This is a genomic window from Methylophaga sp. (genome assembly GCF_048266885.1).
In the GTDB taxonomy this organism is placed as follows: domain Bacteria; phylum Pseudomonadota; class Gammaproteobacteria; order Nitrosococcales; family Methylophagaceae; genus Methylophaga.
Map to the genome: position 1 here is coordinate 48,617 of NZ_JBLWYR010000005.1, position 11,818 is coordinate 60,434.

General features: G+C 45.7%; 7 protein-coding genes and 1 riboswitch. Of the genes, 4 read left to right on the forward strand and 3 right to left on the reverse strand.

Annotated features, from left to right (window positions below; all coding sequences use genetic code 11):
- Position 1 precedes the first annotated feature (1 nt).
- A complete protein-coding gene (locus tag ACN0V2_RS03660) occupies positions 2-580 on the reverse strand; it encodes a LemA family protein (protein ID WP_417549434.1) in 579 nt (192 codons plus the stop codon).
- 212 nt (positions 581-792) lie between these two features.
- Positions 793-1,040: riboswitch (cobalamin riboswitch) on the forward strand.
- Positions 1,041-1,140: 100 nt separating this feature from the next.
- Between ACN0V2_RS03660 and ACN0V2_RS03665 the strand changes: the two genes are divergently transcribed.
- The 4 genes from ACN0V2_RS03665 (at position 1,141) to ettA (ending at position 8,056) form a co-directional block, all read left to right on the forward strand.
- Complete coding sequence (locus tag ACN0V2_RS03665) at positions 1,141-5,538, forward strand: cobaltochelatase subunit CobN (protein ID WP_417549435.1); 4,398 nt, start codon at positions 1,141-1,143, stop codon at positions 5,536-5,538.
- The gene (locus tag ACN0V2_RS03670) at positions 5,538-5,984 is read left to right on the forward strand and encodes a MotA/TolQ/ExbB proton channel family protein (protein ID WP_417549436.1); all 447 of its coding nucleotides are present in this window, start codon (positions 5,538-5,540) and stop codon (positions 5,982-5,984) included. Before ACN0V2_RS03665 ends, ACN0V2_RS03670 begins: the two co-directional genes overlap by 1 nt.
- Positions 5,977-6,276, forward strand: coding sequence for a DUF2149 domain-containing protein (locus ACN0V2_RS03675; RefSeq protein WP_417549437.1), 300 nt, complete (start codon positions 5,977-5,979; stop codon positions 6,274-6,276). Before ACN0V2_RS03670 ends, ACN0V2_RS03675 begins: the two co-directional genes overlap by 8 nt.
- Before the next feature lie 121 nt (positions 6,277-6,397).
- On the forward strand, positions 6,398-8,056 hold the full coding sequence (gene ettA, locus ACN0V2_RS03680; protein WP_417549438.1) for an energy-dependent translational throttle protein EttA: 1,659 nt from the start codon (positions 6,398-6,400) through the stop codon (positions 8,054-8,056).
- Positions 8,057-8,182: 126 nt separating this feature from the next.
- Here ettA and ACN0V2_RS03685 read toward each other — a convergent pair whose 3' ends face one another.
- Together ACN0V2_RS03685 and ACN0V2_RS03690 are read right to left on the reverse strand one after the other, a co-directional pair.
- Positions 8,183-9,883 (reverse strand): NADPH-dependent assimilatory sulfite reductase hemoprotein subunit, encoded by a 1,701-nt coding sequence (locus tag ACN0V2_RS03685; protein WP_417549439.1) that lies wholly within the window; start codon positions 9,881-9,883, stop codon positions 8,183-8,185.
- On the reverse strand, positions 9,883-11,682 hold the full coding sequence (locus tag ACN0V2_RS03690; RefSeq protein ID WP_417549440.1) for an assimilatory sulfite reductase (NADPH) flavoprotein subunit: 1,800 nt from the start codon (positions 11,680-11,682) through the stop codon (positions 9,883-9,885). Before ACN0V2_RS03690 ends, ACN0V2_RS03685 begins: the two co-directional genes overlap by 1 nt.
- Between the last annotated feature and the right edge of the window lie 136 nt (positions 11,683-11,818).

The following is an 11,818-nucleotide window of genomic DNA, read 5'->3' on the forward strand; positions in this document are numbered from 1 at the left end:
GTTAAAACTCAACCTTAGGCGCGTCTTGAATGGCCTCACGATCATCAAACTCAAGCTCTGAGGCGCGGCTGAAGCTGAACATGTTTCCTAGAATATTAGTTGGAAAGGTTTCCAGAACATTGTTATATTCAAGCACCGTATTGTTGTAACCACGGCGCGAGGCGGCCACTTTGTTTTCAATGCTCGTCAGCTGCTCCATTAGATCACGGAAAGCACCATCTGCTTTCAGATCCGGATAGGCTTCTGATAACGCAAAGATACCGCCCATTGCTTTACCTAACACACCTTCAGCCTGTCCAAGAGCTAACATTGACTTTGCATCGCCCGAGTCAGTTTGATCACGCATTTTTTCAGCTTGATTGCGAGCTTCAATTACCCCATTAAGCGTTTCCTGCTCATGTTTGGCATAGCCTTTAACGGTGCTGACAAGTTGTGGAATCATGTCATGACGCTGTTTTAGGGTAACGTCAATCTGTTTGAATGCATTCTGAAAAATATTGCGATGCCGCACCAATTTATTGTATTCAATAATCACATATAAAATCAGTAAGCCGACAATCCCTAGTAAAACCCATTCCATATTTGCTCTCCTTATGTTGAATCGAATGTTTTGATTGATTGTAGGATTAGTACCCACTGTATTAAACAACTTACTGACTATGAAAGCTAAGGGCCATTAATGTTCTCGAAATGGTAATTCAATATCATTTCCGGACTTCTTTTGACCCAAATCAACCAAAACTTGCAAGCTGACACGGATCGTCTGGTTTGACTGAATACCATTTGTCTGTATTATCGCTGGCAGTTTCAGGTGCCTTTATTGCTACATGTGATTAAGGTTAAACGGGAAACAGGTGCCCCAATGATTTGGCTATTCCTGTACTGCCCCCGCAACGGTAAACAGTTATTTCATTACTCTGGTCGCTATCTGCCTGATAGATCGACAGTCACTGTACTTTAACAGTATGGGAAGACGAGACATGAAGCCAGCCATGGCTAAGCTGTAAGTCCGGAGACCGGCCCGAAGCTTACTAAGGAGTCGTGGCGGGGTGCCTGAACGTTTCCGTGATTACATCATTCACTATCCCCTGCCCGATATTTACCTCACTGGTAGCTGCTTTTGCTGCGGCAGGATGTCTAATGTCTTATATTTTTAATTCTCTCTTGTGTCTATTCAGGCCCGTTTTGTTTGCTTTGTTGTTTTCGGCTCCGGCGATTAGTGTTTTTGCCAGTGATAATAATGTGACGATTATTGTGTCTGACCGCTCGGCCCCAACGTTGGTATCTGGAGCACATCAATTAATACAAGATAAGCCTGATGTGGATATTCAAATACGCACTGTCAGTCAGCTTAACCTGTTAAAAGACGACGAATTGCAGCAACTCATTAACGACAGTGGCAGCTTATTAATCGTTGGTGTATTTGGTGATCCCGTTGAGCGTTTACTGGCTCGACAATATAACAACGATCAAAAACGTTATGTGTTGCATAGCGACCAGCGACTCACGCCGTTAAATAGCGACCCAGTTACACAATCCATTCCTGAACAATTACTTAGCGATAAAATATCATTAAGTTCAATAGATGACTTAAAGACCAAACAAGCTAACTACCCAGAGTATGCTAACTGGTTGCAAGCACGCGCCTATTGGGTAAATCGCTCTACAGAAAACTCACGCAGTCTGCTGGAGATGTTATTAACTGATGGACAAGAAAAAGCCGAACTGCAACCTGTCGGCACTTTGAGATTTGCTTTGCATAACGACGATAAAACTCAATGGTTAAGTCCTGATGAAATAGCGAAACAACTCGATGCCTCACAGCCTGTGGTCTGGTTGATCGATCATGATACCGGCGATCTAACAGGTGAATGGCAATTGCACCAACAATATTGTCAGGCGTTGAATAGCCAATGTGTATCAGTATTGGCAGCCTGGGGTGAACCCAGTGTTGAGGCGATTGAGACCATCAAAAAGGTAATGAGTGAGTCTTCGCCAAACACACCATGGGGAATCGTTTCTTTACAGGATTTTGTGATTGGTGGCGGTGATGGTCGTGAGCAGGTTGAACAATTATTTACTAAACTGAATGTTCCAGTATTAAAAGGCGTTCGGCTGAATGAGTTGAATGAAGCTGACTATGCCCTTTCTGCACAAGGCATTCCGCGCGATTCAATTCATTACCGGATTGCCATGCCGGAGTTGCAAGGTGTCAGTCAGCCACTGATCCTAGCGTTAACTGAGCCTGCAAAGATTGATCAACAAACCGGGGCTCAGCTTACTCAAAGCCTGCCTATTACTAAACAAATAACCCGTCATGCGCAGCGCATGCAACGCTGGCTGGAGCTGCAACAAAAAGACAACGCCGATAAGCGTGTTGCCATTGTGTATTACAACCATCCCCCCGGTAGACATAATATCGGTGCTGATAATCTGAATGTACCTGAGAGTCTGCTGGAAATATTGAATGGTCTGAAAAACGCAGGTTATCAGACCGGTGAGCTGCCAAAAGATGCGGAATCCTTATTGGATATGCTGCAACTTCAAGGGGTGAATTTACCTGAAGACGCAGAAGCTTTATCTGCGATGTCCAAGGTCGCCAACACCATGACAGCGGATGATTATCAACGCTGGTTCAAACAGTTACCGGCAACTGTTCAGGCTGAAATGATTGATGGTCCTTTAGCAGCATTACAGCAGCGAATGCGTGATGCCATTGAGCAGGCGCTGGCATCGGAAAATTTAACCGTTCGGCAATCTCAACTGAAGCTACTGTCCGCATTTATGCAGCAGACCTCTACGGATATTCATCACGCGCTGGATGGTTTGCGTCATCCTGGCCGAAGTCGGGCATTGGATTTATTAACCCAGCTGGAACAGGATTATCAGCAGATAATCGATGCAGCTTCTCAAGGTCATCAGCCAGACTGGCAACATAGCGATTCATTGAATGATGCCCTGTTGGAAATGCAAATTGAGGGAATTCGCGGCTGGGGCAAAATCCCCGGCAAAGTAATGGTCTGGGATAATCAATTACTGATTCCCGGCGTGCAATTTGGCAATGTGTTTATCGGCCCGCAACCACCGCGTGGTTGGGAGATCCATGAAGAACTGTTGCATGCCAATATGTCCTTTCCGCCACCGCATCAATACCTGGCGTTTTATCACTATATTCAGTCGCAATTTAAGGCTGATGCCATGGTGCATGTTGGTCGACATTCAACCTATGAGTTTTTACCTAAACGCAGTGTCGGTCTGGGCGAGGATGATTACCCCACTATTATCGCCGGTGATGTGCCTGGCCTTTATCCATATATAGTCGATGGTGTTGGTGAAGGCATCCAGGCTAAACGTCGTGGTCAGGCGGTAATTATCGATCATTTGACTCCCCCGCTCGCCGTCACAGAACTGTATGACGATTTGCTGCAACTACGTCAGTTGATTGAAAGCGCCGAAGCGGCTTCAGATAAAGCCACACGGGATCGGGCTATTCGCAGCCTGCGTGAACAAATCGAAACCATGGGACTACGTGATGAATTAATTGCCAGCATGGATGAAGAGCTGCAAGTTCGTGGCGCCGGTTTTGACGAAATTGATGATGATTTTCTGCTGCATGAAGTCGGCCATTATCTAACCAACTTTCAGGAAACCTTTATGCCGCTTGGACTGCATGTATTTGGCCGCGATTGGTCCGCGGATGGACTTGATACTATGATGAATTCAATTCTGGACAGCACAGATTACAGCGAGGATCAACGCAAAGATATCTATCAAAAATTGCAAGTTTCTCCAGCGGCTGAAATGGAAGCGCTTTTGAATGGTTTGGATGGTCGTTTTATTTCTCCAGGGAAAGGCAATGATCCAATCCGCACACCGGATGCCCTGCCTACTGGACGTAATTTTTATGCGTTGGATGGCAGTTTGCTGCCTACCCGTGTGGGTTTTGATATTGGTCAGCAACTAGCTGCACCTGTATTGTCCGGCGAAAAAGGCAATATTGAAGGTCATGAAGTTGGCGATCGTAATAAACAAGGGTTGATTTTATGGGCCTCTGATTCGGTTCGTGATGAAGGTGCAATGATTGCCTTTGGCATGAAATTGTTGGGTGTACGCCCTATCTGGAATAGCCGAGGCATCATCAAAGGTCTCGAGCGTCTTCCATTAAACGAGGATCAACCGCAGCGGCTTGATGTGCTGTTTACCACTTCGGGTTTATTCAGGGATTTATATGGTGAGCATTTGGTGTTATTGGATAAAGCCAGCTTATTAGCCCTTGATGCCAGCCGCGATCTGATCATCCGGGACTACCCCGCTCTGGCAGTCGCACTTAAAGCAGCTTTGCAACCGTTAGGCGAATGGCAGCAAGGTGGCGAAGAAGCTTTGGATAAAAATCTGGTGGCATCGAATTGGGTGAATGAAGCCAGACATCGACTTGCCCAACAATCAGATATCGATCCGGCACAATTAGGTCGTGAAACCAGTCTTCGCGTATTTGGTATTGCACCAGGTTCATACGGTGCAGGTATTAATCGTCTGGTTGAACGTTCGTCTGCCTGGGATGACCGCAGTGAACTGGCCGATGTATTTATCAAACGTATGGCACATGCTTATGGCAGTGGTTTGCAGGGAGAATCACAAACGGATTTGTTTAAACAGCAACTTGCCGGCGTGTCACAAACCTTTCTGGGCCGGGCCAGTAATCTATATGGCCTGATAGATAATAATGATGCGTTTGATTATCTCGGCGGTTTTAATCTGGCGGTGGAAACCATCACTGGTCAGCAACCGGGCAGCGCCGTGATTAATCACAGTAACGATGAGAATCTGCGGATCGATAATCTTCCACAAGCCTTGCTGGGTGAACTGCGCGCTCGCTATTTGAATCCACAATGGATTAAGCCTTTAATGAATGAAGGTTATGCCGGTGCCCGCACCATGGGCAGTGAGTTTATTGAATATCTGTGGGGATGGCAGGTGACCAGTCCTGAGATTATTACTGATCAGGTCTGGGAAGAAGTCAAAGAGGTGTATGTGGATGACAGCCTGCAATTGGGATTGGATGAGTTTCTCAGTGAAAGTCATCAACAGCATGTTCAAACCAATATTCTGGCAGTCATGTTGGTCGCTATTGATAAAGGCTTTTGGGATGCCGATGCGGCGACACAAAAACAATTAGCCGAACAGTTTGCCGCCAATATCATTAAAAAAGGCATCCCCGGCAGTGGTCATACCCATGCCAATCATCCGATGTATGATTTTGTAAAATCACAACTTGATGCGGATACAGCTGAAGCATTAGAAGCTGTTCTGGCGCGGAGTCGAATGCAAACTCCAGAAACGGCCTCCTCTCCAAGTCATATACAGGAATTGCAGCTGAATCAGCATGATAGCCAGCAAATGGAGAATAGCAATCAAGCTGCAGAAGACACCACAGAAACCAGCGCTACCGATAGCAAAATGCTTTGGCTGTGGACGTTGCTGGCATTATCAGTAATCGTTGCTGCAGGATTATGGCGCGGTCGTAAAGGAGCTTTGTAATGTATCCCCATTTTTCATTGGAATTGATGCACCAGCTGACCGGATTGTTATTAACTCCGGTGGTTTGGGCGTTATTATTTTTTGTCGGGTTAGCTGTATATGAAACAGGTATTGCCATTGGCGAGCGTTTTTGGGGAATTGCCCGCTTATCGCGTCAGGCAGACACTCAGTCCTTGATGGCTTTGGGCAAACGTCGGATTGAACGGGCTGATTTTATTACCAGACTGGCACCAATGCTCGGCTTGATGGGTACCTTAATTCCATTGGGACCGGGTCTTGCCGCATTAGGCGAAGGACAGCTAAGCATTCTGACAACGGCGATGACAGTGGCGTTTGATACGACAGTTATTGGCTTATTGGCTGGCATGATTGGTTTTGTCATTGGCCGGATGCGTAGGCGTTGGTACGATGCAGCACTTACCCAGCTGGAACAGCAAAATGGATAAATGGCGTCGCAGTTCATTTCTCGATACTGATGAAGATCCGTTAGGTCCACTGGCCAATCTGATTGATATTGTACTGGTATTTGCATGTGGTCTAATCGCTGCACTGGTCGCGTTCAGCACTGATTTACAGGATCACTTTGAAGTTCAGCCGCAGGAAATCACTCTCGGTAAAGAACTGCCAAAAATGCCCGACAATATGCAGCAACAGATGCAGGACGGCAGTGGCTATGAAGCCGTTGGCCAGGTATATCGAGATCCACAAACTGGAAAGCTGATTTTAATTGACGATTGATTTTAGGGTCTGTTGATATTTCAGGATCTAGGTAAAAGATTTTCGTTCAGCCCGCGAATCCAAAAGTAATTTCAGGTAGAATCACCGCTTCTACTGAACTCCTGTTTTATTGGATTTTATAATGGCTCAATACGTATACAGCATGAACCGCGTTGGTAAAATCGTGCCGCCAAAACGCGAAATCTTAAAAGATATTTCCCTGTCATTTTTCCCCGGCGCCAAAATCGGTGTATTGGGTTTAAATGGCTCTGGTAAATCCACACTGCTCCGCATCATGGCCGGTGAGGATAAAGACTATATTGGCGAAGCCAGACCGATGCCTAATATGAAGGTGGGATATTTGCCTCAGGAACCTGAGCTGGATGATAGCAAAACCGTTCGTGAAATCATTGAAGAATCGGTTTCGGATGTTAAAGCTGCTTTAGATGAACTGGATGCAATTTATGCAGCTTATGCTGAACCCGATGCAGACTTTGATGCTTTAGCCAAAAAACAAGCAGAACTGGAAAATCTGATCACCGCCAAAGATGGTCATAATCTGGAAAATGCTTTGGAACGTGCAGCTGATGCATTACGACTGCCACCTTGGGATGCCAATGTAGCAGTGTTATCAGGTGGTGAACGTCGTCGGGTTGCCTTATGTCGTTTGTTACTTGATAACCCGGATATGCTACTTCTCGATGAACCGACGAACCATTTGGATGCCGAATCCATTGCCTGGATCGAACGCTTCTTACAGGAATACCCAGGTACGGTTGTTGCCATTACCCATGATCGTTATTTCCTTGATAACGCGGCTGGCTGGATTCTGGAACTGGATCGTGGTCGTGGTATTCCTTATGAAGGCAATTACTCTTCATGGCTGGAACAGAAAGATCAACGTCTGGCTCAGGAATCCAAACAGGAAGCTTCACATAACAAAGCCATTCAGGCTGAACTTGAGTGGGTTCGGCAAGGTGCCAAAGGGCGTCAGGCAAAATCCAAAGCGCGTTTGAAACAGTTTGAAGAAATGAATTCAAAAGAGTTCCAAAAACGTAATGAAACGCAGGAAATCTATATTCCACCTGGTCCACGTTTAGGTGACAAAGTAATTGAATTACATAACGTCACTAAATCCTATGGCGACAAACTGTTGTTTGAAGATCTCAGTCTGACGATTCCCCCCGGTGCAATTGTCGGCATTATCGGGCCGAATGGTGCAGGTAAATCTACCTTGTTCCGTATGATTACTGGTGAGGAAAAGCCTGATTCAGGTGAAATCGAAATCGGTAGTACCGTACATCTGGCTTATGTGAACCAATCACGTGAATTGGATGGCAAGAAAACCGTATTTGAAGAAATTGCTGATGGTGCGGATATGATTACTGTCGGAAATTATCAGACCCCTTCTCGTGCCTACTGTGGAAGGTTTAACTTTAAAGGTTCAGATCAGCAGAAGTTTGTGAAAGATTTATCCGGTGGTGAGCGAAACCGTCTGCATATGGCCAAACTGCTTAAAGAAGGTGGCAACGTTTTATTGCTCGATGAACCGACCAATGATCTGGACGTTGAAACCTTGCGGGCGTTGGAAGAAGCCATATTAGCCTTCCCGGGTTCAGCCGTAGTCATTTCGCATGATCGCTGGTTTTTAGATCGGGTATGTACCCATATGATTGCCTATGAAGGCGATTCCAGCGTGGTATTTTTTGAAGGTAATTACAGCGATTATGCCGAAGATTACCGTAAACGCTTCGGCAAGGATCATCAGCCGGAACGTATCAAATACCGTCGGATGAATTAATCGTTAGGTTTTGAATTATTAACCACCGAGAACACAGAGAAATTTGTTTTTAATGGGTAGGTCGGGTTAGCGCAGCGTAACCCGACAAAATCCGTATAAAACCTCTGTGTCCTCTACGGTTAGATTTCAATCTACCAATGCCTTATGCATCATTTCCGGGGACCGTTCGGCGCCGAGAATACCCACACGGATCAGAAAATCTCCAAAATGCTCATCTTGCTCACGTTCAGCAGCAAATTGTTCAAGCATGGGTTTCAGCGTATTCAGAATGGTGGTTTCATCCACATTTTCCAGATACAAACGATTTAATCGCTGACCACTGAAATCCGCTCCCAGGTTCAGGTTATAACGCCCCACGGCTTTACCGGTTAAGGCAATTTCACCCAGATATGGTCTGGCACAACCATTGGGACAACCAGTAATACGGATATTAATCAGTTTTTCCGGCAAACCAACATCACTCATGATCTGCTCTAGCTTACTGAGAAACGTTGGTAAATAACGTTCTGACTCGGCCATCGCCAAAGCACAAGTAGGTAAGGCAACACAGGCCATCGCATTTAAACGTAATGCCGGACGGCGCTCACCGATATCAAGTTGATATTGGTCGACCAGTTGTTCAATTACCGGTTTTTGCTCAGGACTGATATTGGCAATAATCAGATTCTGATTACAGGTCATGCGAAATTCACCGGTATGGACTTTAGCGATTTCACGCAATGCCGTTCGCAATTGCAGTACTTCAGTATCCGCAACTCGACCACTGTAGATATATAGGGTCAGATGCCATTGCCCGTCTTCACCTTGGATCCAGCCAAATCGATCACCATTACGTAATAACTCAAAGGGTCTGGCAGCGGTCATTGCTTCACCATGATATTCGGTGAATTTTTCGTTAAACCAGTCAATACCATGATTATCGATGGTGTATTTAAATCGTGCATGCGCCCTGATACTGCGGTCACCAAAGTCACGTTGAATGGCGGCAATGGTTTCGCAGGCTTTGACAATCTGTTCTTTTGGCACAAAACCGGCCATGGTGGCTAACCGCGGAAAAGTTGCGTTCTCACCATAGGTCATGCCCATACCACCACCAACGGCGACATTGAATCCAACTAATTCGTCGTTTTCAATAATGGCAATTAACGCAATATCATTAGCCAGTACATCGCTGTCGTTTTCAGGTGGAATAGCGATACCGATTTTAAATTTACGCGGTAAATAACGATCACCATAAAATGGTTCTTCGGATTTCCCAGGTTGATAGACACACGTTTCACCCAGCCAGATCTCGGCATAGGCACCTGACTGCCAGCACAAATGATCGCTTATAGCTTGTGAAATCTGATGAACTTCGGCATGCACTGAAGATTGATGCGGATTGACATTGGTCACCACATTTCGATTCACATCACCGCACGCGCCTTTCGTATCCAAACCTAACGCATTGACTTGCTGCATTAATGAACGCAGATCTTTTTTCAAAACCTCGTGATACTGAAACGTCTGCCGGGTGGTAATACGTAACGTGCCATTGGAGCAATCATCAGCTATTGCATCGAGTCCCAGCCATTGCTGTGGAGTCACCACACCTCCGGCAATACGCAGTCGAACCATAAATGAATATAACGGTTCCAGCTTTTGACGACGGCGCTCATCACGCAGATCACGATGATCCTGCATATAGCTGCCATGGAATTTGGTCAGCTTGTTGTCATCTTCGGAAATCGCTCCGGTAACCACATCATCCAGCCCTTCGGCAATGGTGCCACGCAGATAACGGCTGTCGAGTTTGAGTTGTTCGGCTTCAGGTAATTTGGTATTCATTAGTACACATCACGTTGGTAGCGTTTATCACGCGTCAGCTGACGCAGATATTCAGTGGCGTCTTCGCGGCTTTTATTGCCTTGCTGACTGATGATATCAATCAGTGCTTCATTCACATCCGGTGCCATATTGTCGGCATCGCCGCAGACATATAGATAAGCTCCTTCCTGCAACCAGTTCCAGATCTCAATGGATTTTTCACGAATACGGTGCTGCACGTAGATTTTCTCGGTCTGATCACGAGAAAAAGCCACATCCAGATGAGTTAATAATCCGGATTTACGCCAGGCCAACCACTCAGTCTGATAGAGAAAATCGGTTAAGAAATGCTGATCGCCAAAGAATAGCCAGTTGGGCCCCCGTGCTCCTCGCTCTTCACGTTCCTGCATAAAACTTCTAAACGGTGCAACGCCTGTACCTGGACCAATCATAATAATCGGCGCATCATCATTGGCAGGCAATTTGAAGTTTTTATTCGGATCAATATACACCGGAATAGTCGCATCTTCGGCTAAGCGATCGGCTAACCAGGTTGAGGCTACCCCGCCCCGTTCACGATTATGGGCGTTATAACGAACCGTCGCCACGGTGATATGCACCTCTTCATCAACCGCAGCCTGACTGGATGCAATCGAATATAATCTTGGCGGCAGTTTACGCAGCAATTTGATAAAGCCGTTGGCGTCTATGTCAGCTAATGGATAGCTTTGCACCAAATCCAAAACATCACGACCACGGATCCATTCGGTGACGGCAGATTTGCTTTCCATCAGCTTATTCAGTTCATCGGACTGGGCTAGTTCAGACCATTTTTCCACTAACGGTCGAGTCAACAAGGTAATTTCACGATGATGCATTAATGCATTGATTAACGTTTCTTGTTGTTCATCAAGTACTACTGGACTATCAGCATCAAATCCCAGCGCATCAATCAGCATTGACACCAGAGCGGGATCATTCTGTGGATAAACACCTAAAGCATCACCCGGCTGGTAGTGCAACCCCGAACCTTCCAGTGAGATTTCAATATGCCGTACTTCCTTACTGGAACCGCGACCACTAAGGATCTGATTCTCCAGCAATGGTGCTGAAAATGGATGTTTCCGATCATATTGAACGGAGTTTTCAAGCTGACTCATCGCAGCAGAAGCTGACGGTGGTGCAGCACTGGCTTGCATCGAGCTGGTTAGTGACTCAACAAATTCAATGATCCATTTTTCTGCTAAATCATCATAATCCACATCACAATCAACTCGAGGAATTACCGAAGTTGCACCAAGTTTTTGCAGACGCTGATCAAAGTCTTTACCTGTCTGACAGAAATATTCATAGCTGGAATCGCCCAGTGACAGCACGCTGTATTTCAAGCCTTTTAAACCCGGAGCTTTACGACTAGCCAGAAACTCATATAAATCCATCGCATTATCAGGTGGTTCTCCCTCGCCGTGTGTCGAGGTTAATACCGCCAGATATTGTTCATTCTTCAGTTCTCGTGGTTTGTATTCGGCCATATCACATAGTTTGACTTCAATACCACTGGCTTTTGCTTTCTCAGCAAGTTGTCCTGCCACTGCTTCGGTATTACCTGTTTGTGAACCATAAAGCACAGTAAGTTTAATAGATTGCCCAGCCAAAGAAGCTGCAGTTTCCGTAACAGTTGTTCCACCCTGAGCCGCACGATAGCCTGACAAATAGCCTGACAGCCAATCTACCTGCCAGCCTTCCAGGCCTTGCAGTAAATTATTCAGCTGCTGCAATTGTTCATCGGTAAATGGGGCGTTGGGCAACCTGATATTCATGTTGTTGTTTTATCTCTTAAAAAATAAGCAGTGAGTGTGCACAAAATAACAAAACCCACATATAAACAGAAACTATATGTTTGGATTTCCATATAATAAAAATGAATATAATATGGAAATGTCTAACATTATGTTA

Excerpts from the sequence above, each read along its gene's own strand:
- ACN0V2_RS03660 (WP_417549434.1), bottom strand. The coding sequence starts at position 580 with ATGGAATGGGTTTTACTAGGGATTGTCGGCTTACTGATTTTATATGTG.
- ACN0V2_RS03665 (WP_417549435.1), top strand. The coding sequence starts at position 1,141 with ATGTCTTATATTTTTAATTCTCTCTTGTGTCTATTCAGGCCCGTTTTG.
- ACN0V2_RS03670 (WP_417549436.1), top strand. The coding sequence starts at position 5,538 with ATGTATCCCCATTTTTCATTGGAATTGATGCACCAGCTGACCGGATTG.
- ACN0V2_RS03675 (WP_417549437.1), top strand. The coding sequence starts at position 5,977 with ATGGATAAATGGCGTCGCAGTTCATTTCTCGATACTGATGAAGATCCG.
- ettA (WP_417549438.1), top strand. The coding sequence starts at position 6,398 with ATGGCTCAATACGTATACAGCATGAACCGCGTTGGTAAAATCGTGCCG.
- ACN0V2_RS03685 (WP_417549439.1), bottom strand. The coding sequence starts at position 9,883 with ATGAATACCAAATTACCTGAAGCCGAACAACTCAAACTCGACAGCCGT.
- ACN0V2_RS03690 (WP_417549440.1), bottom strand. The coding sequence starts at position 11,682 with ATGAATATCAGGTTGCCCAACGCCCCATTTACCGATGAACAATTGCAG.